Source organism: Nitratireductor indicus C115, from assembly GCF_000300515.1.
Lineage (GTDB): Bacteria > Pseudomonadota > Alphaproteobacteria > Rhizobiales > Rhizobiaceae > Nitratireductor > Nitratireductor indicus.
The window spans coordinates 373,747-400,031 of sequence record NZ_AMSI01000002.1 but is presented as its reverse complement, the minus strand read 5'-3'; the positions used below and the strand labels follow the sequence as shown (position 1 = coordinate 400,031).

At 58.8% G+C, this 26,285-nt stretch carries 31 protein-coding genes; 23 read left to right on the top strand and 8 right to left on the bottom strand.

Going from position 1 to position 26,285, the window contains the following annotated elements:
* The first annotated feature begins 40 nt into the window (after window positions 1-40).
* The 3 genes from NA8A_RS04620 to NA8A_RS04610 are packed head-to-tail and all read left to right on the top strand — an operon-like array spanning window position 41 to window position 2,966.
* Complete coding sequence (locus NA8A_RS04620; RefSeq protein ID WP_009756191.1) at window positions 41-478, top strand: EamA family transporter; 438 nt, start codon at window positions 41-43, stop codon at window positions 476-478.
* On the top strand, window positions 475-1,482 hold the full coding sequence (locus tag NA8A_RS04615) for an NAD-dependent epimerase/dehydratase family protein (RefSeq protein WP_009756190.1): 1,008 nt from the start codon (window positions 475-477) through the stop codon (window positions 1,480-1,482). Before NA8A_RS04620 ends, NA8A_RS04615 begins: the two co-directional genes overlap by 4 nt.
* An 11-nt stretch (window positions 1,483-1,493) precedes the next feature.
* A complete protein-coding gene (locus NA8A_RS04610) occupies window positions 1,494-2,966 on the top strand; it encodes an aspartate aminotransferase family protein (protein WP_009756189.1) in 1,473 nt (490 codons plus the stop codon).
* Between the two features lie 183 nt (window positions 2,967-3,149).
* Here the strand turns inward: NA8A_RS04610 and NA8A_RS04605 are convergent, their stop codons facing one another.
* On the bottom strand, window positions 3,150-4,124 hold the full coding sequence (locus NA8A_RS04605) for a hypothetical protein (protein WP_009756188.1): 975 nt from the start codon (window positions 4,122-4,124) through the stop codon (window positions 3,150-3,152).
* A 289-nt stretch (window positions 4,125-4,413) separates the two neighbouring features.
* Window positions 4,414-6,144: a hypothetical protein gene (locus NA8A_RS04600; protein WP_009756187.1), complete on the bottom strand. Its 1,731-nt coding sequence runs from the start codon at window positions 6,142-6,144 to the stop codon at window positions 4,414-4,416.
* Window positions 6,145-6,273: 129 nt separating this feature from the next.
* Between NA8A_RS04600 and NA8A_RS04595 the strand changes: the two genes are divergently transcribed.
* Window positions 6,274-7,110: a DUF1194 domain-containing protein gene (locus NA8A_RS04595; RefSeq protein WP_009756186.1), complete on the top strand. Its 837-nt coding sequence runs from the start codon at window positions 6,274-6,276 to the stop codon at window positions 7,108-7,110.
* Window positions 7,111-7,113: 3 nt separating this feature from the next.
* Here the strand turns inward: NA8A_RS04595 and NA8A_RS04590 are convergent, their stop codons facing one another.
* The 3 genes from NA8A_RS04590 to NA8A_RS04580 form a co-directional block, all read right to left on the bottom strand.
* Window positions 7,114-7,599: an SRPBCC family protein gene (locus NA8A_RS04590; RefSeq protein ID WP_009756185.1), complete on the bottom strand. Its 486-nt coding sequence runs from the start codon at window positions 7,597-7,599 to the stop codon at window positions 7,114-7,116.
* A 145-nt stretch (window positions 7,600-7,744) separates the two neighbouring features.
* Complete coding sequence (locus NA8A_RS04585; protein ID WP_009756184.1) at window positions 7,745-7,936, bottom strand: hypothetical protein; 192 nt, start codon at window positions 7,934-7,936, stop codon at window positions 7,745-7,747.
* 21 nt (window positions 7,937-7,957) lie between these two features.
* On the bottom strand, window positions 7,958-8,152 hold the full coding sequence (locus NA8A_RS04580; RefSeq protein ID WP_009756183.1) for a hypothetical protein: 195 nt from the start codon (window positions 8,150-8,152) through the stop codon (window positions 7,958-7,960).
* 126 nt (window positions 8,153-8,278) lie between these two features.
* On the opposite strand from NA8A_RS04580, the gene NA8A_RS04575 reads away from it, so the two are divergent.
* Window positions 8,279-9,178, top strand: a complete 900-nt coding sequence (locus NA8A_RS04575; RefSeq protein ID WP_009756182.1) for a LysR substrate-binding domain-containing protein — start codon at window positions 8,279-8,281, stop codon at window positions 9,176-9,178.
* An 80-nt stretch (window positions 9,179-9,258) separates the two neighbouring features.
* Entirely contained in the window at window positions 9,259-10,161 is a 903-nt protein-coding gene (gene ligD / locus NA8A_RS04570) for a non-homologous end-joining DNA ligase (RefSeq protein WP_009756181.1), read from the top strand.
* On the opposite strand, the gene NA8A_RS04565 is transcribed toward ligD, so the two are convergent.
* Window positions 10,151-10,783 (bottom strand): exopolysaccharide biosynthesis protein, encoded by a 633-nt coding sequence (locus NA8A_RS04565; protein ID WP_009756180.1) that lies wholly within the window; start codon window positions 10,781-10,783, stop codon window positions 10,151-10,153. The two genes, ligD and NA8A_RS04565, sit on opposite strands and share 11 nt — an antisense overlap.
* A 350-nt stretch (window positions 10,784-11,133) precedes the next feature.
* On the opposite strand from NA8A_RS04565, the gene NA8A_RS04560 reads away from it, so the two are divergent.
* The 9 genes from NA8A_RS04560 to NA8A_RS04530 all read left to right on the top strand — a co-directional run bounded on the left by NA8A_RS04560 (window position 11,134) and on the right by NA8A_RS04530 (window position 15,992).
* Window positions 11,134-11,292 carry an entericidin domain-containing protein gene (locus tag NA8A_RS04560; protein WP_009756179.1) on the top strand — a complete coding sequence of 53 codons (159 nt, stop codon included), beginning with the start codon at window positions 11,134-11,136 and terminating at the stop codon, window positions 11,290-11,292.
* A gap of 207 nt (window positions 11,293-11,499) precedes the next feature.
* On the top strand, window positions 11,500-11,967 hold the full coding sequence (locus tag NA8A_RS04555; protein WP_074896511.1) for a hypothetical protein: 468 nt from the start codon (window positions 11,500-11,502) through the stop codon (window positions 11,965-11,967).
* An 8-nt stretch (window positions 11,968-11,975) separates the two neighbouring features.
* Complete coding sequence (locus tag NA8A_RS04550) at window positions 11,976-12,362, top strand: hypothetical protein (protein WP_009756177.1); 387 nt, start codon at window positions 11,976-11,978, stop codon at window positions 12,360-12,362.
* A complete protein-coding gene (locus NA8A_RS24605) occupies window positions 12,329-12,796 on the top strand; it encodes a hypothetical protein (RefSeq protein WP_074896516.1) in 468 nt (155 codons plus the stop codon). The genes NA8A_RS04550 and NA8A_RS24605 overlap by 34 nt, the downstream gene beginning before the upstream one ends.
* Window positions 12,797-12,886: 90 nt before the next feature.
* The gene (locus NA8A_RS25035) at window positions 12,887-13,375 is read left to right on the top strand and encodes a hypothetical protein (RefSeq protein ID WP_143087886.1); all 489 of its coding nucleotides are present in this window, start codon (window positions 12,887-12,889) and stop codon (window positions 13,373-13,375) included.
* Window positions 13,376-13,400: 25 nt separating this feature from the next.
* Window positions 13,401-13,868 carry a hypothetical protein gene (locus NA8A_RS04545; RefSeq protein ID WP_143087887.1) on the top strand — a complete coding sequence of 156 codons (468 nt, stop codon included), beginning with the start codon at window positions 13,401-13,403 and terminating at the stop codon, window positions 13,866-13,868.
* 50 nt (window positions 13,869-13,918) lie between these two features.
* The gene (locus tag NA8A_RS04540) at window positions 13,919-14,305 is read left to right on the top strand and encodes a hypothetical protein (RefSeq protein ID WP_009756175.1); all 387 of its coding nucleotides are present in this window, start codon (window positions 13,919-13,921) and stop codon (window positions 14,303-14,305) included.
* Window positions 14,272-14,742: a hypothetical protein gene (locus NA8A_RS04535; RefSeq protein WP_040671720.1), complete on the top strand. Its 471-nt coding sequence runs from the start codon at window positions 14,272-14,274 to the stop codon at window positions 14,740-14,742. The genes NA8A_RS04540 and NA8A_RS04535 overlap by 34 nt, the downstream gene beginning before the upstream one ends.
* 200 nt (window positions 14,743-14,942) lie before the next feature.
* Window positions 14,943-15,992 carry an aldo/keto reductase gene (locus tag NA8A_RS04530; protein ID WP_009756173.1) on the top strand — a complete coding sequence of 350 codons (1,050 nt, stop codon included), beginning with the start codon at window positions 14,943-14,945 and terminating at the stop codon, window positions 15,990-15,992.
* 81 nt (window positions 15,993-16,073) lie between these two features.
* Here NA8A_RS04530 and NA8A_RS04525 read toward each other — a convergent pair whose 3' ends face one another.
* Entirely contained in the window at window positions 16,074-16,808 is a 735-nt protein-coding gene (locus tag NA8A_RS04525) for a L,D-transpeptidase (protein WP_240532732.1), read from the bottom strand.
* A 334-nt stretch (window positions 16,809-17,142) separates the two neighbouring features.
* Here NA8A_RS04525 and NA8A_RS04520 point away from each other — a divergent pair, with 334 nt between their 5' ends.
* From NA8A_RS04520 to NA8A_RS04490, 7 genes are all read left to right on the top strand, one after another.
* Window positions 17,143-17,889: a gamma-glutamyl-gamma-aminobutyrate hydrolase family protein gene (locus NA8A_RS04520; RefSeq protein ID WP_009756171.1), complete on the top strand. Its 747-nt coding sequence runs from the start codon at window positions 17,143-17,145 to the stop codon at window positions 17,887-17,889.
* 123 nt (window positions 17,890-18,012) lie between these two features.
* The gene (locus NA8A_RS04515) at window positions 18,013-18,489 is read left to right on the top strand and encodes a DUF3830 family protein (RefSeq protein WP_009756170.1); all 477 of its coding nucleotides are present in this window, start codon (window positions 18,013-18,015) and stop codon (window positions 18,487-18,489) included.
* A gap of 73 nt (window positions 18,490-18,562) precedes the next feature.
* The gene (locus NA8A_RS04510; protein WP_009756169.1) at window positions 18,563-19,597 is read left to right on the top strand and encodes an ABC transporter substrate-binding protein; all 1,035 of its coding nucleotides are present in this window, start codon (window positions 18,563-18,565) and stop codon (window positions 19,595-19,597) included.
* A 175-nt stretch (window positions 19,598-19,772) separates the two neighbouring features.
* A complete protein-coding gene (locus NA8A_RS04505) occupies window positions 19,773-20,600 on the top strand; it encodes an ABC transporter permease (protein WP_009756168.1) in 828 nt (275 codons plus the stop codon).
* Window positions 20,593-21,396: an ABC transporter permease gene (locus NA8A_RS04500; RefSeq protein WP_009756167.1), complete on the top strand. Its 804-nt coding sequence runs from the start codon at window positions 20,593-20,595 to the stop codon at window positions 21,394-21,396. The genes NA8A_RS04505 and NA8A_RS04500 overlap by 8 nt, the downstream gene beginning before the upstream one ends.
* Window positions 21,397-21,399: 3 nt before the next feature.
* On the top strand, window positions 21,400-22,458 hold the full coding sequence (locus NA8A_RS04495; RefSeq protein ID WP_009756166.1) for an ABC transporter ATP-binding protein: 1,059 nt from the start codon (window positions 21,400-21,402) through the stop codon (window positions 22,456-22,458).
* A gap of 46 nt (window positions 22,459-22,504) precedes the next feature.
* Window positions 22,505-23,935 carry a gamma-aminobutyraldehyde dehydrogenase gene (locus NA8A_RS04490; RefSeq protein WP_009756165.1) on the top strand — a complete coding sequence of 477 codons (1,431 nt, stop codon included), beginning with the start codon at window positions 22,505-22,507 and terminating at the stop codon, window positions 23,933-23,935.
* Between the two features lie 132 nt (window positions 23,936-24,067).
* Here the strand turns inward: NA8A_RS04490 and NA8A_RS04485 are convergent, their stop codons facing one another.
* On the bottom strand, window positions 24,068-24,988 hold the full coding sequence (locus NA8A_RS04485; RefSeq protein ID WP_009756164.1) for a LysR family transcriptional regulator: 921 nt from the start codon (window positions 24,986-24,988) through the stop codon (window positions 24,068-24,070).
* A 233-nt stretch (window positions 24,989-25,221) separates the two neighbouring features.
* Here NA8A_RS04485 and NA8A_RS04480 point away from each other — a divergent pair, with 233 nt between their 5' ends.
* Complete coding sequence (locus NA8A_RS04480; protein WP_009756163.1) at window positions 25,222-26,220, top strand: glycoside hydrolase family 25 protein; 999 nt, start codon at window positions 25,222-25,224, stop codon at window positions 26,218-26,220.
* Window positions 26,221-26,285: the final 65 nt, after the last annotated feature.

Below are 26,285 nucleotides of genomic sequence, written 5' to 3'. Positions count from 1 at the left end.
GTTTGCGCGTGGCGGTTATGACGGGCACGGGTGGGACAAGATGAAATATATTCCCTTCATACTCTTCACGGTGATGACGAACGCGGCTGCGCAGCTCATGCTGAAATACGGCATGATGACGCTTGGCCCGCTCACTTTCGCCGGCGTCAATCCGATCTTGAAGATTCTTCAGATCGTCTTCAGCCCGTGGATTTTTGCGGGACTTTGCGTGTTCGTCATCTCGATGGCGTCACATCTCTACGTCCTGTCCAAGGTGGATCTCTCGTTCGCCTATCCGTTTCTGAGCCTTGCCTATGTCGCGGTGGCGGTATTCGCCTACTTCCTCTTCAAGGAAGACCTGAACGCCTACCGCATCGGGGGCATTGCGCTCATCTGCGTGGGAACCGTGCTGATCGCCCAGAGCGGGCGAGAGACGCATGACAAGGAAGCCGCGCTATCTACCGAAAAACTCCAGTCCGAAAGGTCGATCATCCAATGAGACACATCATTTTCGGCGGCGACGGCTTTGTCGGCCGTCATCTCGCCCTCAAACTCATCGCGGATGGCAAGGACGTTATCGTCGCCGATATCGTGAAGAGCGATCTGCCGCATTACCGCAATGTCGCGTTCGTCCATTGCGACGTGACCGACCCGGCTGCCGTGGCCAAGCTTGGCATGAAGGCTGACGACATGGTCTACAACCTGTCGGCCAAGATGCTGTCGCCGATCCAGGTGCGCGCCAAGCGGCACGACTTCTTCTATCCGGTCAATTACCACGGCACGGTGAACATCATCGAGGCCATGGACAAGGCCGGAGCGTCGAAGCTCGTCCATTTTACCACCGACATGATCTACGGCCACACGGTCACCTATCCGATGACGGAAGATCACCCTGTTTCGCCGCTTGGCGAATATGGCCAGTCCAAGCTCGATACGGAAGTGCTGGCCGCTGAATGGCGCAAGCGCGGCATGCGCATTTCCCTGTTCCGCCCGCGTCTGATCATCGGGCCGGGACGCCTCGGTATTCTCGAAAAGCTGTTCAAGCTGATCGATATGAACCTGCCGGTTCCCATGATCGGATCGGGCAAGAACCCTTATCAGTTCATCTCGGTTTTCGACTGTGCTGAAGCTGCGCGCCTTGCCTATGAAGCAGGTTTGCCGAACGAGGCCTACAATCTCGGTTCGCTCAATCCGCCGCCGGTGCGCAAGCTTCTTGGCGATCTCGTCAAGCATGCGGGGTCGCGCTCCTTCCTGCTGCCGACACCGGGATGGGCGGTCAAGCGCACGCTCGACCTGCTCGATGCCGTGAACATGCCGATCATGGATCCGGAGCAATATTTGATTGCCGATGAGATGTGCGTTCTCGACGTCTCCAAGGGTGAACGCGACCTCGGCTGGGTGCCGCAGTATCGCGATGAAGACATGCTGATTGCCGCTTACGACGAATACCGCGCCAAGAAGGCCGGGCAGTCGCTTGGCGCGCATCAGATCGCGGCTGAGTAGGGGAGGTTTCCATGACCGTTGTGACCAAGACCGATACGACAGGAGCAAGGCTCGTGACGAATGCACCGGAACTCGCCCCGCGCACCATTGCGCGCCCCGATCTCCTGACGCTGGATCAGGCGAAGGCGCTTAGCGTCGATCAGATGACGGAGCTCTTCAAGGCGCACCTCAATCCCGGGCAGTTGCACTTCATGAAGCTGCTCGGCTTCCACAAGGTGAAGATCGAGCGCGCCGAGGGCATGTACTACATCGATCAGAACGGCCGCAGGATTCTGGATTTCTTCGGTGGTTTCGGTTCGCTCGCCTTTGGCCACAATCATCCGCGCATTCTGGAGGCCCGCAAGACGTTCCAGGACGAGAAGCGGCAGGAAATCGCCATTGCCTTCATGTCGCAATATGCAACGGCACTGGCGGCCAACCTTGCCGCCTGCTCGCCGGGCGATCTCGACATGGTGTTTCTCGGATCCTCGGGCTCGGAGGCCATGGAATCGGCGGTAAAGCTCGCCGAGCGCGCCGCGGGCCCGAAGCGTCCGAAGATCGTCTATGCCGAAAATTCCTTCCACGGAAAGACGAAGGGCGTGCTGACGATCACGGACGGTAATCTCTACCGTGCCGAGTTCCGCCTCACCGACAACACGGTGCGCGTGCCTTTTGGCGATATCGACGCTATCGAGCAAGCATTCCGCACCGATCCGGAGATCGGGACCATCGTTCTTGAAACCGTTCAGGGCGGCGGCGGCATCAATGAGGCGCCACGCGAATTCTGGCAGAAGCTGCGCCAGCTCTGCGATCAGTATGGCGTCATCTGGGTTGCCGATGAGGTGCAATGCGGTTTCGGTCGTACGGGCCGCTTCTATGCCTTCGAACATTACGATGTGGTGCCGGATATCACCGCACTTGCCAAATCGCTGGGCGCGGGCAAGGCGGCCATGGCTGCGATGATCGCCAAACGCGACATCTACATGAAGGCCTATGGTTCTCCGAAAACGGCGATGATTCACGCGATGGCAACGTTTGGTGGCATCGGTGAGGCCTGTGCCACGGCCATTGAGGGCATCAACACCCTCTATGACGAAGGGCTGATGGAAAACGCCGAGAGCACCGGCGCCTATCTGCTTCAGCGGCTCCAGGCGCTAAAGGAGAAGTATCCGCGCATCATCAAGGACGTGCGCGGGCGCGGTTGCATGATGGGTCTGGAGTTCCAGGATTTCTCGCAGACGCTTCCGGCTGTGATGCGCCCGGTGGTCGGCATGCTCGACGACAAGCTGAAAGGTTCGCTGTCGGGCTTCGTCGGCGCGCTGCTCCTCAGGGACTACGATGTTCTGGTGGCCTTCACGGAATACAACCGCAATGTTGTGCGTCTCCTGCCGCCGCTCATTATGCAGCGCGAACATGTCGACAAGCTGGTGGATTCGCTTGATGACCTGCTTGGGCGGGGTGTCGTGGCCATCGTGAAGGACTTTGTGAAAAGCCAGGTGAAGTAGTTCGTGCTTTGACAAGATGAGTCAGAGCCTCTTTTCAAGGCTCTGAAATATCTTGGAAATTTTGTCTCTCGCATAACAATTGGCCGGGCTTGTCCCGGCCTTTTTTTGCATGCGGAGCCTTGTCCTCCCGCTTTGCGCATCGTTGCGGGCGCCGGGTGACCCCACCCGACGCCGGCAAATACTCTACCGCAGGCCAAATACCACGGGCAGACCGAAGGCAAGCAACAGGCTGACCGCCAGCCCGAGCATGGCCTTGGCGGCGTCCTGCCCGACGATGCGTGAGGTTTCCCGCGCCGAGGGCTTGTACATATGGAAGGAAATCGCGAATTCCCGACCGGCGAGAAGCCCAAGAAACACCCAGGTGGTGGACATGGGGATGTCGCTCATCTCCTTGAAGACGAACAGAATGATCCCGTACATGAAGTCGATTATCGTTGCCGCGCGAATATCGACGGTTCCGGTCTTGGTTGTCACGATCTTCTGTATCGCGCCGCCGTTGTTCTTGAATATCCAGGCATGCAGCGCAAACAGCCAGACCAATGCCAGCCCCAGCTCCCAGGCGGTGAGCTGGCGGGGCAGGTAGGCGAAAATATTGGCAAGGTCCTGTATGAGCCATTGGCTCCAGAGAAACCCGGTCGAACACCATTGCAGCGCCGTCCAATAGGCGGGGATCGGTTCGCCATAGGTCTTGTCGAAATACTCGGTGGTGCGGCGAAACACCGTGTAATAAAGGACAATCGAGGCGATGAACGCGACGGCGTAGCCCAGTCCCGACTTGATCAGCATGTCGCCGATGTTTTGCGATGCTCCCGATCCGATGGCAAAGACCGACAGCACCAGAAAGGTGGTCGATACGGGTACACCGAAATGCGTCAGGATCAGGATGATGAAGGGCGGGATCAGATACATCAACGAGATGCCGCCATCGGGCATCGGGAACTTGTCCAGCCGTCCGTAGGCCGGATCTCCGCCAGAGCTGACCCAGCCATAGATCAGCACGATTGCGAGGATGCTGCAGGCGAAGAGCCACAATACCCACCAGGGCCGATGTGCGTTCGACGACAGGAATGTGCCGAGCGTCTGGATAGCGTCATTGGCGACAATGGAATAGGCCGCCAGCGAAAAACCGACGATCATGAAAATTGCTGTTAAGTCCATCTCTTGCCCTTTACTGGCGTGACGATCTGGAAGTCCCATATCCGCCGAATATAAAGGGGGTATGTCAGCTGCTTTGGCTGGTCTTGCTCACGGAGATGAGTAATTTACGTCATGCTGATCTTGGATGAAGGCAGTGGCGTAACCCGGGCCATCGCAGTCTTCTGCAATCCGGATTTTTCGGTCACCCATGAACCTGTGCCTCAGGCACAAGACGGGACCTTCATCTTCCTGTTTCGAGTATGTAAGCGGCGGTCGAACGACGTTCGCCCGGCTTTGCCGGATGTACCGATTACTCGACTAGATCGGCCAGCCGGGGGCTCACATAAGCGTCAAAGCACTTGTCCAGTTCGACGCGCTTGTGGTTGCGCATGGCGGGCTCGTAGAGCTTCAGAAGATCGGCATTGGCCGTCGTCAGCGGGCAAGTCGGGTGCAGGATCAGATCCGTTTCGCGCACCGCTTCGAGCGCTTCCTCGCCGGGTTGCGGGACGGCGCGGGTGGGATCGGCGCCAATCGCCACATGTTCGGGCGCCTGCCGGTCGAGAAGCCAGGGGAAGGGGTTGACGAAGTTCAGGTTGAGGATGGTTTCGAAGCGGACGCCCTTTTCGGCCTCCAGCGTCTCGATATCGGTGATGGCGCGGTCGATGGCCATCAGGTGCGCAGCCTGAAAGTCGAACTCGGAATAGAACATATAGGCCGGCAGCTCCTGAATGCGGATGAAATCGGCATAGGTGGCACGGTGGTCGGCGTAGAAATCCAGCATCTTTTGCGCGCGCGCCAGAATTTCAGGACGCATGTTGACGCGACCGAGCGTTTTCAGGTTCCGGGAAGGCAGCGCAACATTCTTGACCGCGCCCACATAGGTGCGTGCAGCCCGCTCTGCGGTGTTGACGACAGGGGGCAGGGCCGCGGCGGCAGCAAGCAGGGCAGCCGTTGCGAACACCCTGTCTGGTCCATGTTCTTTCCACAGGCTGATGAGCGCCGGAAGGATGGCCGGCCACAGGAAGATGAGCGCCTGGCTTCCGGTATTCTGGGTTTCGAAGAAGATACCGATGGTGAGGACCGCACCGATCCAGAATGCATCGCGGTCGAGGAACCGGGCGACCGCTGCCGGTCGAAGTCCGCCCAGTGCGCGCAAGTCCCGGATCAGCGCAGTGCGGTCTTCATAGAGGAGGAACAGGATGAGCGCGGTCGCCGGAAGCACGATACCGAAGGTGAGCGATGCCGCCTGCAGGAAGCGGGGAGCGAGGCTGTCTTCATTGAGTGCGACAAGGGCGAGGATATCGCCGATGTAATTCAGTGCGAAGCCGTTCCAAAGCTGAAGGAGGCAGAGGACCAGAAGGAAGCCGATTGCAGTCGCAAGCGCTGTCTTGAAGGTGACGCGCCCGGCGAGAAAAGCAAAAAGGCACAAGAGCCCGCCGGCTGCAAAGCCTGTGATCTTGGTGAGGAACAACGCCGTCATACCTGCGAGGATGGCGATAAATAGCAGTCGCTGGCTGCGCAGATAGATCAGCGAGACGGTCAGCGCATAGAGAAGCTGGCAGACCTGCCGGTTGTAGATGCCGAAGCCGTCGGATCCGGGAAAAGGAAAGAACTCGCGCGTGTTGAAGGGTAGCACTGCGAAAATCAGGAAGGGAACGAGGATCGCGAACGCCGTTTTTCGCGATGTGCGGCTGATTTCCGCGAGGCCGAGCGCCATCAAGGGAGCGGTGATGACGAACAGAGACCAGTGAACGAGAAGCAGGGGCTGCGCTTTCGCAAAGAGCTTCAGCCCTCCGGCAAAGAGATAATAGCCAAGCGGGCCGACGGGCGCGAAGAAATCGGTTGCAGGTATCTGGCCGGAAAAAAGCCGGTTGGCTGCATCGAAATAGATGAAGAGGTCCCAATACATGGACCCGATGGGCACATTCACCGGGAGAAGGAGAATTGCAGCCAGCACAAGCGCCACGACAGCAAGGACAAAAGCGGGGCTGAACAGAATCGTGCCTTTATGTGCCGCTTCTTCGCGCGCTGTGTCCGCCATGATCCTCGCCCCCAGTCCATTCGCAAGCTTGACGTGCTTCTTTCTACAGGATCGGCGATCACAAGAAGTTAATCGCACATCCGGCCGAAGCCTGTTTTGCGGGCATTTCGCTTGGGGTATAGTTCAGGCATGTCCGGGTTCATCGCAATATCGCGCATTCCGGGGCGTGGCGCTGTTGCCGCGGGGGCTTTGTTTTGCAGCCTCGTTTTTTCCGGCGCGGTGGCAAAGGCGCAGGAGGCGGTGGATGTGGAACTCGTCCTTGCCGTCGATGTTTCGCTTTCCATGTCCGCAGGGGAACTGGAGATACAGCGCCGCGGTTATGCGGAAGCGCTGGTTCACAAGGATGTCGTCAACGCGATCCTGAACGGGGCATATGGCAAGATTGCCGTCACCTATTTCGAGTGGGCGGGGTCTTTCTCCCAGTATGTCGTGGTGCCGTGGACCGTCATCGCTTCTGCGGAGGATGCGCGCCGGATGGCAGACAGGCTATCGGCCAGCGTGCCTGCGAGCGCGCGCCGAACCTCCATTTCGGGTGCGTTGCAGTTTGCAGGCGACCTGTTTGCCGAGAGCGGTTTTCGCGGCCTGCGCCGTGTGGTGGATGTCTCTGGCGACGGGCCGAACAATCAGGGAGCGCCGGTTGTGGGCGCGCGCGATGCGCTGATTGAAAAGGGAATTACCGTCAATGGCCTGCCCCTCATGACGAGCGGAGGGTCGGGAGGCGGGTTCGATGTCCCTGATCTCGACATCTATTATCGCAATTGCGTCATCGGCGGGCCGGGCGCTTTCATGATCCCGGTCAATGATTGGCCCCAGTTTCCCGAAGCGATCCGCCGCAAACTGGTGCTGGAACTGGCGGATGCCGGAACGGGCAAACCGCCGATCATTCTCGCGCAGGCGGAAGCCTATGATTGCCTGATCGGTGAGAAGATGTGGCAGGACCGCTCCTGGATCTGGCGCGATCCGTAGATTTTACAGAGCTGAGGCAACGCTCTCCAGCTGTTCGGCGCATTGCCCCCATCCTTCGTAAAAGCCCATCTTTCGGTGCATGTTCCGGTCCTCCACGCTCCAGTGCAGAACCCTTGCAATATAACGTGTCCGGCCTTCGTCCGAGTCCTCAAGCGTCAGGACGAGGGTCATGAAAGGTTTGTCGGATGGCTCCCAAGCCGACACATAGGCATCCGTCGTGACGATCCTGCGGTTTTCGATCACTTCCAAATAAACGCCCGCGTTGGGATATTCCTTTCCGTCGGGGTCGGCCATGACGATAAGGCTCGCGCCACCAGGGCGCACGTCCAGTTCAGCCCTCGGGGTCGACCATGGGATCGGTGCAAACCACCGGGGAAGAATCTCGGGGTCCGTCCAGGCGCGAAAAACATTATTGCGTGGAGCGTCCAATATGCGGGCGAGGACGAGTTCGCGGTCAGAACCGGGTTTCAAATCGATCGGAGTGGCCATGGCATTTCTCCACCCGCTTCGGCTGTTGCCGTTTGCAGGCCGTACATGCCCCACCGACCGAAGTGCCATACTATTCCCTGGCGCCCGGATGTAGATAATCATTTTTGCGTACAGGTCGAAATCGCCGGAGAGGCCGGCGCCGGCATTATCGCTTGCGGCGCCGGTTCTCATTTCTGTCGGTTAAAGGGCGGCCATGCGTGGCGTGGTGCATCATCGCATCGAATTCGATGACGAAGTCACGCAGGGCCGTCCAGACAGGCTCAAGCCTGATGGGTTTGGGCCTGATGGGTTTGGGCCTGCCGGATTTGAACCAGATAGATTTCAGAAGCTCTGTCATCCGTATCTCCTGCTCCGAATTTCAGAAGCGGGAAATGCCGCGATGCTCCTGTCCGTCCACGCGGGAGGCATAATGGTTGGCACCGAACTGACTCGGCCAGCCGATGTCCTTCAAGATTTCGGGGGGCAGGGTGCCGATCACACGCTGGGTGCGGCGGCGGCTCATGGCATTGCGATAGTTGCGGACATATTCATTGAAACGGCTCAACACAGTCATTTTGACCTCCTGTGCGTTATCTCAGCCTCGTTCGGTATTGAATGCCCTTGACTATGAGAAAGATCTGTTATTCAATCAAACTAAATAAAATCATCGTTCCGATCAGAAAAACTGAATTTACCAGATATGAACGCTCCGCTCAACCACCCCTTACCCCTGCTGGAACTCGATGTTTTGCGCACCTTTGTGGCCATTGCCGAAACTGGCAGTTTTACTGCCGCGGCGAATGCCGTCTTCCGCACGCCTTCTGCTGTTTCCATGCAGATCAAGAAGCTGGAGGAGCTCCTGGGCTGTTCGGTGTTCGAGCGCGATGCGCGCTCGGTTTCGTTGACGGCCGACGGAGAGTTATTGCTCGATTATGCGCGGCGGCTTCTGGCGCTTAACCGGGAGGCCGTTTCGAAGTTCGTGATGCCGGATATCAGCGGCGTTGTGCGATTAGGATCGCCTGACGATTTCGGAGAACGCATTCTTCCAGCAGTCTTACGACGCTTTGCCCAGACCCATCCTTCCATCGCGGTCGACGTGGTCATCGACCAGAGTTCCAATCTGCGCAAGCGCATGGCCAACCGGCAGCTCGATCTCACCCTTCTCACCTGCACCGACGGTATGGACGAGACCAATGTGCAGGTCATCTTTACAGAACCGATCGTGTGGGCGGGTGCAAAGGGCGGTGGCGCCCATCTGCGCGAGCCCTTGCCACTTTCCATCTGGGAAGAGGGATGCGCCTGGCGCGCCGGCGCGCTCAAGGCCATGGAGCGGGATGGGCGTGATTATCGTATAGCTTATATGAGCGCACATGCGACAGGACAGCGATCCGCCATCCTTTCCGATCTCGCCATCGCGCCGCTGCCGAAATCCTTTTTGCGCGACGATCTGGTGGAACTCGGTGTTGAAGATGGTCTGCCGGAAATGGGGAACTACCATATCGGTATGATTGTTGCGCCTGAGGCGTCGGCACCTGTGCAAGCGGCGGCAGAGCATATTCGTGCCGCGTTCGAGATGTTGTGCAAATCTGGTCGGCCTTAGGGAACCGTGTTCTTTTGGAGGCGCGCCCGACGCTCGATCATTCTGCTTGAACACCCTAGGGGCGAAGCTGGAGAAGGCTTTTGAGCAAGGACGAGCACATCGAGATCGCCGGTATTGCACTTTCCAGCCCGCAAAAGCCGATGTTTGCTGAGGCCGGGCTGACGAAGCTCGATGTAGCGCGGCATTTTCAACGTGTCTCAGACCGTATGTTGCCCTTCGTAAAAAAGCGTCTGATCAGTCTGTTGCGCTGTCCCGACGGTGTTGAAGGGCAGTGCTTTTTCCAGCGTCATGGCGCGAAGGGATTTCCCGGAGCGATCAAACGCATGGAAATCGAGGAGAAGGATGGCGGGCGGGAGGATTATCTTCATATCGAAGACCTGGCTGGCCTGATTGCCGCCGTGCAGATGGGGTCGCTCGAATTCCACATATGGGGATCACGGATAGACAAGCTTGAGAAGCCGGATCGGCTCGTCTTCGACCTGGATCCCGACGAAGAGCTCGATTTCGCCGATGTGCGCGCTGCCGCATTTGACGTGCGTGACAGGCTTGAAGCGGCTGGTTTGAAGTCCTTGCCGTTGCTGACCGGTGGAAAGGGGATGCATGTCGTCGTGACTATGGAGGCGCGCACGGAGTGGCCCGCCGTGAAAACCTTTGCCAAGGGGTTCGCAGACGCGTTGGCAAAGGCCGAGCCGAAGCGTTTCGTCGCGGAAGCCTCCAAGGCCAAGCGGACGGGGCGCATCTTCATCGACTGGCTGCGCAATGAGCGATCCGCCACGGCGATTGCGCCTTATTCGATACGTGCGCGGGCAGGCGGACCTGTCGCGACGCCTGTTTCGTGGGAGGAGTTGCCGCAAATCGAGGCTGCCAACGCTTTCCACATGGAGGATATGGAGCAGAGGCTGGCGGCGCGCGATCCCTGGATCGAGGCCGGGCGCTGGCGTCAATCGGTGCGGCCGAACATGCTGAGCGCGGTCAGTGGATGAGAAAACCCGCGAGGGCTCCGGCCGCGCCGACCACCGCAGCAATCACCAGAAGCGACAGGGTGCCGCAGAATATCCCGAAGCTCAGAAGGATGCCGTCACGCTCTGATAGTGCAAGGCCGATCAAGACACATGAGAATGCCGGAAACCAGTTGCCGAGCGGAATCGGCAAGGTGACAGCGATGGCCAGCACCAGTTCTATTACGCCGATGATACGGTCGGCCTGACTACGGCCGAAAGGCCAATAGCGGGGCTTGATGAACTGTTCCAGCCAGACAAGGCGCGGGATGACCTTCTGGCTCATGTGCCGGAACTTGTCCGCACCGATGGACTTGCTGAGAATGAAGCGGGGAAGCCAGACCGTCTTGTTGCCCAGCACCATCTGCATGGCGATGATGACGATCGGGGGGCCAAGGACGATTGTGCTGCCGGGAGGAAAGGGAAGCAGGTTCAGCGACGCGAAAAAGACGAGAAGTGCGGCAAAGCTCCGGTCGCCGAGCGCCTGTCTGATTTCGGCAACCGTGACCTTTTCACCGGCGCGGTCAGCAAGTTCCTGAAAGATGCAGGACAGACGGCGGGGAGGGTGTTCAGCAGGCGAGGCGCCTGACACCGTGTCCAATTCCATCCCCTCCACTTTCACTGCGCCACCCCCGCTGCCGGACGAATCTCAACCGATCCGGACGGGAGTTTTCCAAAAAAGCGATTAAGCCTTGATGACAGAAGCCGCAAGCGGGTTGTCTTGCACGAAACGTGTTGCCTGCCGATGGGAAGGGATAGGCCCTTGAGCGGTTTCATCGAAATTTCATTGTGGGATGATGGGTCGTGGTCCGAGCCGTTTTGGAACGTCGGTATCGTTTCCGGGTGCGCTTGCGTAAAAAACAGATATGCGTGAGAACTTTTTTTCCCGTCGCGCGTTCTGAATGTTGTTGCCCCGGTTTCTATCGGCTGTTTGGGGCTTTTGTGAGGGAGATTGAAATGAAGGTTTCCGTTCTTTCGCGCCTTGCCGCGGTGATTGTCGTCGGGGCTCTGATCGCCGGCTGTGCCAATACGATCCGTGGTGTCGGGCGGGACACGGCTAATGCCGTGGATGCCACGCAGAACGCCGGCCGCAACATTTCGCGCGCTGCCGAATAATTTAGTAATGCGATTGATCCTGTAGGGATCGCATCAGGCCCTGTTCTGTTTCTTGAGCAGGGCCATAAATGTTGTATTGCTGACTTTTGAATTCATTAACCATACGATTGGTATTTTACAACCTTAAGTTATATTTTTCTACTCAAGATACTGCTTTGTGGTAGTGTGATGTCACGGGGCGATCATCGCATCGAGTAGGAGTAGTCCATGCGTAAGCCCCTTATGATCGGCGCCATCCTGGCGTTGGTTCCTTCCTTTGCATATTCGGCAAGCGGCATCGTCCCCTTTCGCGGAGAAGTGATGTCGACCTGTGCGATCACCGTCGATAGGGCGGGAACGCTGGCCATCAGTCCCGATTACACCATCCTGAGCTCGACCCAATCTGGTGGAATGGCGGGGCAGGTTTCAATCCTGGCCTCCGGTGTTGGCTATTCCGTTTCCACGTCGGCCCCGGCTTCCTTCTCTTCTGCGCCTCCCACTGGAAACAGCCACGTGACGTTTGCCTCGATCTATAGCGCTAGCGGCGCGACGACGGCGCTCAATGTGCCTGGTACCACCATGACGCCGCTGGTGTCGGGGTTGACCGATCTCAGTGTCGACTTGACTGCAACCAAGTCGAGCGGCGTCTTTCAGTCCGGCACCTATGCGGCCGACGTGATTGTGACCTGCGAATAGGTGATCCCATGACGGCGAAACTCATTCCAGCGATCCTTTGCGCGGTCTTCGCATCTCCGGCCTTTGCCCAATCGATGACTCCGATGCGTGGAGAAATCACAAGCTTTTCGGAGGATTTCGCCGTCAGGGTCTATCCGCACAATCCTTACCGGCATCGGATCGAGGTGTCGGTGAGGGTCTATGACGAGAATTTCAAACCGGTTGCGGCACGAGTGACGCCGCAGACCATGGTGCTCGGGAGCAATGCTTCACGATCGGTGATCGTCTCCGTCGGTTTTGGCGACAGCAAGATGCGGCGCGTTCGCGTGTGTACGGAGAGCATCCCATTCCCGGATCAGAAAACGAGGATAATGGCACAGATATGCGGACGATTTATCGCGCGCCGTGCACGTTAAGCGCGGCCTTATTCATAACGGTGTTTGCGGTTTCGGCGACATTCGCCGGAGAAACTCAATACATCATCAATCAGAACCAATCCGGGATGACCTTACCCGGCGTGGTGATGCCCAACGGTTTCGATGAAGTGCGGGCAGCGGATGGTACGACGTGTCGTTCCTCCATGGCAGGATCGGGAGCCTATCTTGATTCCGGATTGATCGGAGGGGGATTGGATAGCGGCTCAAGCTCGGTTTCTGCCTATGGGCGCCTTGTTGTCCCCCTTGGTGAAAAGCCCGCCAGGCTCAATTGTGACCGATTGTATCAGCTTGAGTTGGAACGCCTCGAACTGGAGGTCCGGCTTTTGAAGCAAGGGCTTGATCCGCGCGCAACGAACAACCGCGGCGGTGCATGGGCTAATGACGCGAGCTGGAAGACTACGAGCCGGCGATAAGAAGTATTTTTACGTAATTACATTATTATAAAGCTGTCAATTTTACATTGGCGGCTTTTTTCATTTGTATTTTGCAGGATTCATGTGTACATGGATTTTTTTATATACATGAGGTTTTGTATGTTTTTTTCTAGATTTATTTTATTTGTTATTTTTATTTTTCCTAGTTTTGCTTTCTCTGAAGTGTTGGTTCCCTTCGATTCTGATGTGGAGTCCTCATGCACTATAAATATGCGCAGTCCCGGTCTTATGGTTTTGAATGGATTTTCTCTTTTGAGCTCCGGTGCCAATGGTGGGCGGTCTGCCGAAGTGGATATTTTCACGACAGGCACGGATTTTCGTGTCTTTTTGAATGCACCTGAGCGTTTTCGAGTGTCTCCGGCAGGGGTTGGATCTGTGATGTTTAACGCTTCATACAGTTCTTCGGGGGCAACGCATGCCAGTGGGGTGGCTGGCAATGATGCCCTGAAGTTGGGACTTGGTGTTAGCAATATCTCGATCGATCTCAATGCAGAGGCTTCTGGGTTCGTGTTTCCGAACGGCCATTACTCAGCCGATGTAACGGTTATCTGTGAATAAAAAAGTAATTTTATCAGGTTGTATTATGAATTTTAAGATTTTTTATTGTTTTTTAATATTCTTTTCGGCGTGTTTTTCAGCAAATTCATCGTCTAATATTCTACCGTTTGAGGCAAGTATTGGATATTATTGCTCTATTGTTATCAATTCCCCGGGTGTCATGGTTGCGGATGTTTCGGGAAAACGCCTCGATTCCAAGTTGAGCGGCGGCAGCCCGGGACGCGCGACGGTCTCGACCAATGCGGGTGAATTTTATCTGCTGGTCAAGGCTCCTAAAGCATTTGACAAGGCGCCGTCCGGGGTTGGACGCGCCGAGTTCGCAACCGAGTACAACGCTTCTGGCTCGACCAATCTTCGCGGCATTCCTGGAACAGCAAAATCCCGATTGAAGCCTGGCGAAAGCAATGTGACGGTCGACCTCAAGGCTGTCTTGCAAGATGGCGCCTTTCCGCACGGTGCTTACCGAGCCGAGACGATTATCGTCTGCGAGTAATTTTCAAAGCCATGAATATGTATCGCTTCTTATCGCGAAGGAGGCTTGTCATGAAGCCTGCGTTCCTTGTTTCCGGCCTGCTGGTGTGCCTGGCACCATGTGCGCATGCTCAATCCATGAGCCCTATGCGTGGGGAAGTCACCAGCTACTCCGACGAATTTGCTGTCCGGGTCTATCCGCGCAATCCATATACGCACCGCATCAAGGCGACGGTGCGTGTCTACGATCAGGATTTCAACCCCATTCCTGCGCGCATCACGCCGTCAGATTTCTGGCTTGGAGCGGGTAGCGCCAGGTCTGTGGTGGTGGTGATCAGTTTTGAGGGAAAGCGTGAACGGCGGGTTCGTATCTGCACAGAGAGCGTTCCTTTCGAAGACAAAGAGATGAATGTAAGGGCGAAGGTATGCGGTCGTTTTATCGCTCGTCGATTATCCTAACCCTTGCGTCTGCTTCCGCATTCCTGCCGCAACACAGTTTTGCGGGCAGTCGCGGGCAGGGGATCGGTCGTTACGACCAGAAGAGCTTTACGCTTCCGGGTGTCAGCATGCCGGGAGGTTTTGATGAGGTCCGCGCGGCGGACGGTACCACTTGCCGCGCGGCCATGGGGGGATCGGGAGCCTATCTCGATTCCGGCGTTATCGGTGGGGGGCTCAACGAAGATACGCGTTCTGTCTCGGCCTATGGGCGCATTGTCGTTCCTCTGGGGAGATCGCCGACGCGTCTCAACTGCGATCGCCTCTATCAACTCGAACTGCGTCGTCTCGAGCTGGAGGTGAAGATGCTCGAACGCGGGCTTGATCCGCGTGGTGGCGGGGGCTCGTCCTCCTCGGGCGGGTGGGCCGATGGTCCTGAATGGACCCACAAGGGCCAATGACGAGGCCGGAGCGCTCATTCTGGCTTCATTGTGGATGAGCGCTCCTTCTTCCTGTTTCTTACCCTGCACGGGGCAGTTTAGCCGGATGGACCAATGATCTCCGGCTGCTCATTCGATTTGCTGCACTTGCCAGTTTCGTTCCCGGGCATATGATGCTGGAAGCGGTCGTTCGACCGCGCTTTCAGCATCCGGAGAATCCCATGAAAATGCGCCGCCTTGGACGCAGCGACCTCGTCGTTTCGCAAATCTGCCTTGGAACCATGACGTTTGGCGAGCAGAACACGCAGGAAGAAGGGCATGCCCAGATGGACATGGCTTTCGAGCGGGGTGTCAATTTTCTCGATATGGCCGAGCTTTACCCCATACCGCCCAAGGCCGAGACGCAGGGGTGCACTGAAAAGATCGTGGGAAGCTGGGTCAAGGCGCGAGGTAATCGCGACAAGGTGATCATCGCTTCGAAGGTTGTGGGACGCTCGGCGAATGAATGGTTCCGGGGTGGGCGGCCCTCGAAACTGGTGCGTGCCGATATCATGGATGCCATCGACAAGTCGTTGGCAAGGCTCGGCATGGAGCATATCGATCTCTACCAAATCCACTGGCCGGACAGGAACGTGCCTTTCGGCTCCAATCCCACCCGGGTTCCGGAAAATGTCGAGCCTCTGCCTGATGAAACGCCGATTGCGGAAACGCTCGCCGTTTTCGACGAGTTGGTGAAAGCGGGCAAGATTCGCTATCTTGGCCTGTCCAATGAAAGCTCGTGGGGGGTGATGCGCTATATCGCGGAGTCCGACCGCGAAACCGGACCGCGACCGGTCTCGCTGCAGAACGCCTATAATCTGCTCAACCGCACGTTTGAAGTGAACCTCGCCGAGACCTGCCGGCGCGAGGATGTGGGGCTTCTGGCATATTCGCCGCTGGCGCAGGGGTATCTCAGCGGAAAATATGACGGCGGTGCGCTTCCCGAAGGCTCGCGCAAGGCGCTCTTCAACCGGCTTCAGCGTTATGAAAAGCCGGGTGCATCGGAGGCTATCGCTGCCTACAACGCCATGGCGCGCGATTTCGGCCTGACGCCTGCCTGTTTTGCAAATGCCTTCGTCAATTCTAGGCCTTTCGTGACGTCCAATATCGTGGGCGCCACCAGCACCGAGCAGCTTGGCGAAGCTCTGGATGCGCTCGATGTGGTCTGGTCCTCTGCCATGCAGGAGGCCGTGGATGGGCTGCATCAGAAAGTGGGCAATCCGGCTTTCTGACCCCAAAGAGATACCAGGGACGTAAAGAAAAAAGCTGCGCGGTCGCCCGCGCAGCTTTTTGCACCATCCGCTGTCCTATCTTTAGACGGCAGGGCGAGCATCATTTGGGCCGAGCACCACGACGCGCGAGCCGGTCGGCACCCGATTGTAAAGATCCATGATGTCCTGATTGAGCATGCGGATGCAGCCCGAGGAGACCGACTTGCCGATGGACCATTGTTCATTGGTGCCGTGCAGGCGGTAGAGCGTGTCTTCGCCGTTGCGGTAAAGATAGAGGGCGCGCGAACCAAGCGGGTTGGTGAGGCCGCCTTCCATGCCGTCGGCGAGCTTTCCGTAGCGGTCTGGCTCACGTGCAATCATTGCAGGGGTCGGCCGCCAATAGGGCCAGCGGGCCTTGCGGCCGATGGTGGCGTCACCCTCATATTCAAGACCGGCCTTCGCCACGCCAACACCGTAGCGCATCGCCTGTCCGCCTTCCATGACCAGATAGAGGAAGCGGTTGTAGGGGTCTACGATGATCGTGCCCACCCGTTCATTTGTCGGATAATCGACAACCTGACGCAGATATTTCCTGTCGAATTTGGCGACGTCCACGGCCGGGATGATGGTACCGTTGTCGTCAATCTCGCTGTAGAGGTCCGAATAATAGGCCAGTTGAGGCGACATGGGCTCGGGCTGCTCGGCCATCTGCATGGAGCCTGTGGTGGTGCAGGCGGCTGCGAATGCCGGTAGAAGGCCGACGACCAAGAGGCGCCGCAGGGGCAGGGGGCGGTCGGCGCCGGGCATATCTTTCGGGGAGGGGGCTGGGCGGTTCATTCCTACAAAACTCTCTTCACGACGCTTCCGTTCCGTGGGAAAACAGAGCGGAATAGGCAGTGTTGCCAATGGATTTGGCCAACTCGTGCGTGACGCTTCGGGGTTAAATGTGGCGCAGAGGTGGCTCTGCAAGCCAGTATGCGCCTGAAAAGATAAGACTGTATTTCAAAAGACACAGTGAATGGATCTGCGGCGGTGCGAAGGGGTTGCGGCGCTTTCTTCAGGCGGGATCGCCCTTGCTGGGCCAGTTTCTTGAAATGCTTGTCCTATTGCTTCGGCTGGCGAAAGGGCGTGGAAGCCCGGGCCGCGCAAACCGCTTTTGAGAGGAATTTTCATGGCTTTCCTGCCTGTTGTGGGCGTCATCGCCTGTACGCGTCCGGTGGAGGGCGAAGCCGCCCAGATCGTCAAGGAACGCTATCTGCGTGCGGTGCGGCAACATGCCGAGGCCTTGCCGGTGATTCTGCCGAGCAATCTGCAGCCCGGCGATGTGGGCGGCATTCTGCCGCGGATCGATGCCGTGCTTCTGACCGGCAGCAACTCGAATATTGAGCCGTCCCGTTATGGATCGCCGCTTGCCCGGCGGGGCCTGGCCGACGGTGCGCGCGACGACACGAGCGCAGGATTGATCGAAGCGGCGGTGAAGGGTGGCAAGCCGCTATTTGGAATTTGCCGCGGCCTTCAGGAAATCAACGTGGCGTTTGGCGGAACCATCGAGGATGAACGCGAGAACGGCCAGCCCGGGATTTCGCACCATGCTCCCGAAGATGCCGACCTTGAGGCAATGTTCGGTTACGGGCATGCTGCGCAGGTTGTCGATGGCGGGGCCTATGCGAAGGCAATCGGCACCAGCGGTCGGATTGACGTCAATAGCGTGCATTTCCAGCGTATCGGCAAGCTTGGCCAAGGCCTCTCGGCAACGGTAAAATCCCTGGATGGCGTTGTTGAAGGTGTGGCGGCCACCGGTTCGAAGGCTCCGGTCTTTGCCGTTCAATGGCATCCCGAATGGCGCCCGGAGGAACGTCCGCACGACCTCGCGTTCTGGCACTATCTCGGACGCGTTGCGCGCGGAGAAGCTGGCTAAAAAAAGCATGAGCGCGAACCAGTAAGGCATATAAAATAATTTTATCGGATCAATTCTGCATTGCGATTGGACAGAGGCCCAAGCTTGCCTTGAAATTGCCGCATCTTAAACAGGTGTAGGTCCATGACTGAGAAGAAACTGTATCTGAAATTTGTCGAGGCAGACGTTACGGGCATTATTTCTCTTTATTGGGAAACGGCTCCGGAGACCTGCAAGGCCATCTGGGGTGCGCTCGAAAAGCCAATCCAGATTCCCGCCAGCCATGCGATCTTCTCCGGCCCCGAGATCATGATGGGCCTGCCCGAGGAAGCGCGCAATTTCGATCCGCTGGCGCTGCCGCCGGAAAACCAGACCGTGCTGCCTCAGCCGGGCGAAATGCTCTGGTTCTATCAGCCGAAGAACTTCTTCAAGATCGACCCGGACGAGTTCTGGGAAGTTGGCATGTTCTACGGCGAGGGCGGCCGCACTTTCGGCCCAACGGGCTGGATTTCCTGCACCTATTTCGCACGGATGACGGAAGGCCTGGACGCCGTCGCCAACCAGTGCCGCCTGATCCGCAAGGAAGGCATCAAGACGGTCGAGCTTGGCCGTCTCGCCTGACGAATTTCGGCCCGTCCGGCATCCGGGCGGGCCGCTTGTTTGTGGCAACGATAAAGATAGCAAGGGAACGCACATGAAGACTTCAGCAAAATTTTACATTGCAGGCCTTTCGGCGCTGATGGTCAGCACCGCGCTTGCGCAGGCCGAGACCATCACCATCAACTCTTTCGGCGGCGCCTATGAAGAAGCGCATCGCGAATGCATCATCACCCCCTTCGAGAAGAAGACCGGGGCCAGCGTGCAGGTCGTGACCGCCTATTCGGCCGATGCCTTCGCGCAGCTTCGCGCCCAGAAGGAAGCGCCGCAGTTCGATGTCATCCATTTCTCCGGCGGTCAGGAGATCGTCGCCGCGCAGGAAGGGCTGTTGTCGCCCATCGACGCATCGAAGCTTTCCAATGCGGGCGATGTCTATGATTTTGCCAAGGCCAATCTGGCCAAGGGCGAAGGTCCGGCTTATTCGATCGCGGCCATCGGCCTTGTCTACAATTCGCAGACGGCCGATCCCAAGCCGACGAGCTGGAAGGACCTTCTGAGCGAAGCCTATTCCGATCATATCGTCCTGACGGACATTTCGAACGGTTATGGCATGCTCGGTTTCCTGATGCTCAACCAGGTGAGTGGCGGTGATCTGGACAATATCCAGCCCGGTCTCGATGCGATCAAGACACTGCTCGACAACGGGGCCATCGTGGTTTCGACCTCGCCGGAAATTCAGCAGGAATTTGCCCAGAACGATGCCTGGATCGCTGCCTACGCTTCCGATTATGCCTATACGCTGCGCAAGGCCGGCCTGCCGGTCGCTTTTGTGCAGGGGCAGGAAGGCACGCCGGCAAGCTTTATCACGACCAATCTGGTCGCCGGTCGTCCGAACCAGGATCTGGCGCTCCAGTTCATCGACATGTCGATCTCTCCGGAGGCGCAGGCCTGCTTTGCCGAGAAGCTGCGCTACTCGCCGACCAATTCCAAGGTCGAGCTTTCCGATGAAGTCGCAGCCGACGTTGCCTATGGCGAGGAAGGCGTGAAGGGGCTTATCCGCTTCGATCCGGTCAAGATCGAGGCCAATCGCGCGGCCTGGGTCGACGCCTGGAACCGGACTATCGCCCGCTAGGCCTTTTGAAACCTGGCGTGCGCCGCACAACTTAACCTCTCCCCGCTGAAGGGGAGAGGGAGGCTTGATGCAGGCGCTGGCATTGCGGCCGTCCTCCTTCTCCCCGTAAACGGGGAGAAGGTCCCGGCAGGGGGATGAGGGGCGGGCGTCGTCCCCGGACAGGAAATTGGACAATATGACGATGACAGACCGCGCGGAAAATACGCTGCTGATCCTGCCGGGCCTCGTGCTTCTGGTGCTGGCGTTCTTCGTGCCTATCGCGCAGATGCTGGTATTGTCGGTTGCCGGCGAGAACGGCCCGACATTGGCGCATTTCCAGCGCTTCCTGAGCGATCCCTATTATCTGAACGTTCTGTGGCGCACGGTGCGGCTTTCAGCGATCATCACGCTGATCTGCGCGCTGATCGGCTTCCCGCTTGCCTATATCATGGCGCATGTGAGCGCGCGGGCCAGACTCTGGCTCGTGATCATGGTGATCCTGCCTCTGATGACGAGCGTTGTGGTGCGCACATTCGGCTGGATGGTGCTTCTGAGCCGCAGCGGGCTCATCCCCGAGGTCCTGCGCGACATGGGGCTGGTGGGGCGGAATTTCAGCCTGATGCAAACCGAGACGGCCATCGTCGTCGGCATGGTGCAGGTGCTTTTGCCTTTCATGACCCTTTCAATCCTCGGCGTGGTGACGCGCATCGACCGGCGGCTCGAAGAAGCGGCGCGCACCATGGGCTGTGGCTTTCTCCAGACTTTGCGGACCGTGGTCCTGCCGCTTTCTGCGCCGGGCATTGTCGCGGGTTCTCTCCTCGTCTTCACGCTGTCGGCCAGTTCCTTCGTGACGCCGAACCTGCTTGGCGGTTCGCGCATCCAGGTGCTTGCCGCCTCGATCTACCGTTCTGTCACACAGACGCTCGACTGGCCCTTCGCAGCAGCGCAGGCCGTCATTCTCTTCGTGGGCATTCTGGTTCTCCTGATGCCCTATGCCAGATTGTCGGGGCGCACCAATGGTTAAAGCCGTTCCCACGCCGATCCGGGTTGCCGCGATCCTGTTTGTGATCCTGACCGGGGTTTTCCTCCTGGCGCCACTTGTGGTCATTGCCGGTGTGTCCGTTTCGGAGAGCCAGTTCATCGCCTTTCCGCCGACCGGGTTTTCGCTGCGCTGGTATGAGGCGGTGTTTTCATCGGATGCCTATCTTTCCGCCGCATGGATCAGCTTGCGCGTGGCGCTTCTCGTCACGGTCACATCCTGCCTGATCGGCGGGGCGGCGGCGATTGCGCTGCATCGGCGCAAGCTGCCGTTCTCGGGCGCATTGTCCACGCTGTTCCTGTCGCCGCTGGTGCTGCCCACCATCATTTATGCCATCGGCATGCTTATGCTATGGAGTGCGCTGTTCGGGCCTGTTTCGATCCTCACATTGTGGGTCAGCCACACCATCGTGACGACGCCTTATGTGATCCGCACGACACTGGCCGTGCTTTCGGAATCCAACCCGTTTCTGGAAGAGGCGGCCCAGACCATGGGTGCCAACCGCTTTCAGCGGCTGAGGCTCGTGGTATTGCCGCAGTGCCTGCCGGGCCTGGCAGCGGGCACGTTCTTCGCCTTCAACATTTCCTTCGACGAGGCGGTTCTGGCGCTCTTCCTGCGCAAGCCGGGGATGACGACGCTTCCTGTCCAGATCTATGGACAGCTCGAGTTCAGTCCCGACCCGACCGTCGCCGCTGTTTCCACCATCATGATCGGCCTTACCGTCCTCCTGATCTTCCTGATCGACCGGATGCTTGGCCTGCAACGTTTCGCGAGCACCTGATCCATGGCCGAAGTCCGCCTCAACGCCATCAAGAAAGCCTTTGGCCCCGTCGAAGTCCTGCACGGCATCTCACTTGATATCGCTTCAGGCGAATTCGTGAGCCTGCTGGGTGCCTCGGGCTGCGGCAAGACCACGCTCCTGCGCATTGTTGCAGGGCTGGAAAGCGTCACTTCGGGCTCCGTCGAGATCGGCGGTCGTGATGTGACGGCGCTGCCGCCCGAAAAGCGCGACATTGCCATGATGTTCCAGTCCTATGCCTTGCTGCCGCATCTGAGCGTTGCGGAGAATGTGCGGTTTCCCCTGCGTATGCGGCGCATCGGCACGCTTGAAGAGCAACGTGAGAAAGTGCGGGATGCTCTGGAGACGGTGCAGCTCGGCCATCTCGCTGAGCGCCGGCCGAACCAGCTTTCCGGCGGCCAGCAGCAGCGCGTGGCGCTGGCGCGCGCCATCGTTTCGCGACCCGAAATCCTGCTTCTCGACGAGCCCTTGTCCAATCTCGACGCACGGTTGCGCGAGGATATGCAGGTGGAGCTTATCGAGATCCACAAGCGGCTTGGCCTGACCACATTGTTCGTCACCCACGATCAGGAAGAGGCGCTCAGCCTTTCGGATCGTATCGTGCTTCTGAACAAGGGTGCAGTCGAGCAGGAGGGAGGACCACGCGAAATCTATACGCATCCGGCCACCGGTTACGCCTCTGGCTTCCTTGGGGCGGCCAATCTTGTCGCCGCCGAGATTTTCGATGGAGCGGAAGGGCCCGTCGCGCGCCTTGAAGACGGGCAGGAGCTCAACCTGCCCGTGGAGGAAAAGCTGCGCGGACCCGTAACGCTTGCTCTTCGCCAGGAAGATCTGGCGCTTTCGGGTGGCGAGGGTGCGGGCCTCAAGGGGAGCGTGCGCACGCGCGTCTATCTCGGCGCACGCAATCGCTATGTGATCCGGCTCGGCGGTGGCGAGGTACGTATTCTGGCTCCGCACGATCTTGAATTCGAGCGGGGCGATGCCGTTCGGGTCACTATCGATCCCGCCCGGATCCGCGTCCTTTCGCGCGATGAGCGGCCCTGATTCCTTTTCTTCAATACAATCGCCCTTGTGCGAACGGAGACACGCCATGAGCAGTCTTGAAACACGTCTTTTCATCAATGGTGCATTCGTGGCGGGTGAGGGCGCGGAAGAAGCAGCATTCGACCCGGCGCGCGGCGCGGAGCTTGCCCGTGTGGCTTCCGCCAGTGCAGCGCAGGTCGATGGCGCGATCAATGCCGCGCATACGGCATTCCAGCGCTGGCGGCGCACCACGCCCAAGGAGCGCAGCCGTATGCTCTGGGCCATTGCCGACAAGGTTGAGGAAAACGCGGCTGCGCTTGCCCAGGTGGAATCGGTCAATGCCGGCAAGCCGCGCCGCTTCGTCGAGGCGGGCGAGCTTGCCAATGTGGCCGATGTCTTCCGCTTCTTCGCCACCGCCGTGCGCAACATGCCGGGGATTGCGGCCGACGGATACCGCGCCCACAACATGACCAGCATGGTGCGCCGCGATCCCATCGGCGTGGTCGCTTCCATCGCTCCGTGGAACTATCCGCTTCTCATGGCGGCATGGAAGATCGCGCCGGCGCTGGCTGCCGGAAACACGGTCGTGATCAAGCCGTCCGAGAATACGCCTCTCAGCCTTCTGCGCCTTGCCCCGATCCTGAACGAGGTGCTGCCGGAGGGGGTGATCAACATCATTTGTGGAAACGGGCCGGATGTCGGCCAGGCGCTGATCTCGCACCCATTGGTACGCATGATCTCGCTGACGGGCGATGTGCGCACGGGGCGCGCCATCCTTAAGGCGGCAGCCGGCGAGCATATCAAGCGCACGCATCTGGAATTGGGCGGCAAGGCGCCGGTCATCGTGCTGAAGGATGCCGACCTTGACGCGGTCGTGAACACACTGCGCGAGGCCAGCTTTTACAATGCCGGGCAGGATTGCACGGCCGCATGCCGTGTCTTCGCCGATGCGGCAATCGCCGACGAACTCACTGACAAGCTTGGCGCCATGGTCGACAGTCTGGTTTATGGCGCGCCTGAGCGCGACGATGTGGAGTTCGGGCCGCTGATCAGCGCGCGCCAGCAGGAGCGTGTTGCGGGTTTCGTCGAGCGCGCACGAGCGGAGGGAGCTGACATCGTGAGCGGTGGCAAGACGCCGGAGGGTCCGGGCTTCTTTCATACGCCGACGCTGGTGCGGGCGCCGGTCCGGGCTGAGATCGTGCAGAAAGAGGTCTTCGGACCGGTGGTGACGGTGACGGATTTCGACAGGCCTGAAACCGCGCTTGCCTGGGCCAATGCCTCGGAATACGGGCTTGCTTCGTCCGTCTGGTCGCGCGATGCGGGTGCTGCGTTGCGGCTTGCCAACGATCTCGAATATGGCGTGACCTGGGTCAATACCCACGGGGTCTTCGCTACAGAAATGCCCCATGGCGGCATGAAGAATTCCGGATACGGATCCGACCTCTCCATGCAGTCGCTGCTCGACTACACCCAGGTGCGGCACGTGATGATGGCTTAGATCGGTTCACCGTTTCGCGGAAACCCTGAACCGATCAATCTCTTTGTTTTTCCGCATTTATGCAGACGTCAGGTGATTTCACCTGACTGCAAAATGCTCTCGTGAATTTTGCCGTGTGCGGCGTTCCCGCCGTCAGTCCATCCAGGCCATTTCCGGTTCGACGCTGGCGCAGAAGCGGGCAGCGCTGATGCGGGCCTGGTTGATGACCTTGCGGATGAAATCCTGATGCGTGGAGGCCTGGTAGGTCGCCACGATGTGCATTGGCGGAAAGCGCTTGGCCACGCGCACCTGATGCAACAGCCCCATCTTCAACTCCCGCCGGATCGTTACCGCAGGAATGGCGCCGACGCCGAAGCCGTCGATCAGAAGATTGATGATGGCATAAAGCGAGTTGCAACTCGTGAGCTTCGAGGCGAGCGCCTGCTCGTCATGGAAATAGGGCGCGATCATCTGATAGGGCGGTGAGTTGCGCGGGAAACTGATGATCGGCAGGTCGGCCAGCTCGGCCACACTGTAGGTCTTGTGCGGATCGATCAGTTTCGGGGAACCGGCCCAGACCATCTGCAGGATGCAGGAGGTGAAGGAGCGGAAACCGTCGTCAAGGACAGGATGCAGCGAGAAGATGACATCGAACTCGCCCTTGCCCATGCCCTGTACCAGATGCTTGGTCCCGTCCACCGTCAGCTCGATCTTCAGGTTTGGGAAGGTCTGGTGGAGGGAATCGATCAGGTGCGGCATCCAGGTCGAGGAAATCGAGTCGATGGCGCCGATGCGCAACGGCTCCAACGCCGGCGCGGCCTCTCCCTGAAGCGATCCCTTGAGCCTGTCTATATCGGCCAGAATGGCCTCGAAGCGGTGCAGCACTTCCTCGCCGTCGGCGGTGAGGGAGAAGCTGCCGTCGCCCCGGTTTATGAGCCGGCTTTTCAGCTCGGATTCAAGCGCGGCCAGGCGGCTGGAAATGGCCGGCTGTGTGGTGTTCAGCTCCTCGGCGGTGCGCCCGAAATGGCGGTTCCGCGCGAGCGCGACAAAGGTTTTCATGTCCAGGGTGCGCATGAAACCACCATATAAACGCGCTTTCGAGGATGTATAGGGGATTTGCCGGCCCCTGCGCCTTCCAGGGGGAAAAGGCCAGGAGCGACTCATCGCGCTGTCCAACTGGTTTACGGTTTGGTTAACACGATGATTCAAACTTTATTGTCGACTCTCGGATAGATGTTGCGGCTTGTCGTGTTTCGTTGGGGCGCTCACGGCGTCCTCGTCCTGTCCTTGTGTCGCCGAAGGTCGCCATGCGTTCTCTCGCGTTAACCCTTGTCGGTCTCGTCAGCCTTGGCATTGCCGGCTGCACGGGAACGTCCAACCTCGAAACGGCCCTCCAGATCTCCAAGCCCTCCATGGAGACGACGGCCTCCGTGGTGCGGCCGAATGTGGCGGTCCCCGATGTTCCGGTGGGAGAGAGCGCTTCGGAGTATGCGACGGATGCGGGCATGACGGCGATTGCCGAGCCGGATCGCCTGCCGGCGCCCGCCTTCGAAAAAGTCGCTATGGTGACGCCGCCAAAACCCACACTGCGGCCTTCCGCGCCGCGTCGAGGGCAGGTCTACCGCAGCCGCTTCAGCGATGCCAAGCCGGTGAGCTTCGGCAAGGTCACGCCCAAGCATCACGCCGTGCACGGCGTGGATGTTTCGCGCTGGCAGGGTGAAATCAACTGGTCGAAGCTGCGCGAGCACGGCGCGAACTTCGCCTATATCAAGGCTACCGACGGCATCGATCACATGGATCCGATGTTCCGCAAGAACTGGGACGGCGCCCATCGGGCGGGTATCCGGCGCGGGGCCTATCACTTCTTCTTCTGGTGCCGCCGGGCCTCGGACCAGGCGGAATGGTTCATCCGCAACGTGCCGAAGGTGAAGGGTGCCCTGCCGCCGGTTCTCGATGTGGAGTGGAACCATCAGTCGAGCTGTAAGTGGCGTCCCTCCCGCGCGGAGATCATCGAGAAGATGCAGGTCTTCCTCGACCGTTTGGAGCGCCATTACGGCCAGCGGCCAATCATCTATACCGCGCCCGATTTCTACGCCGACAATCTGAAGGGCGCATTCCCGAACCATCCCTTCTGGCTGCGCTCGGTGGCGGCCCACCCCTCCAAGGTCTATCCGGGCCGCAACTGGGTGTTCTGGCAATATTCGGGGTCGGGTCTTTCCAAGGGCGTGGACGGGCGCATCGATCTCAACGTATTCGCCGGCGACGAGCAGGAATGGTGGCATTGGCTCGGCAAGACGGGTGGGTGAGGGGCGAGACAAAACGCCTTCATCTACAGGAACCCAGGGCTTGTAGTGGATATCAATGCTGCGCC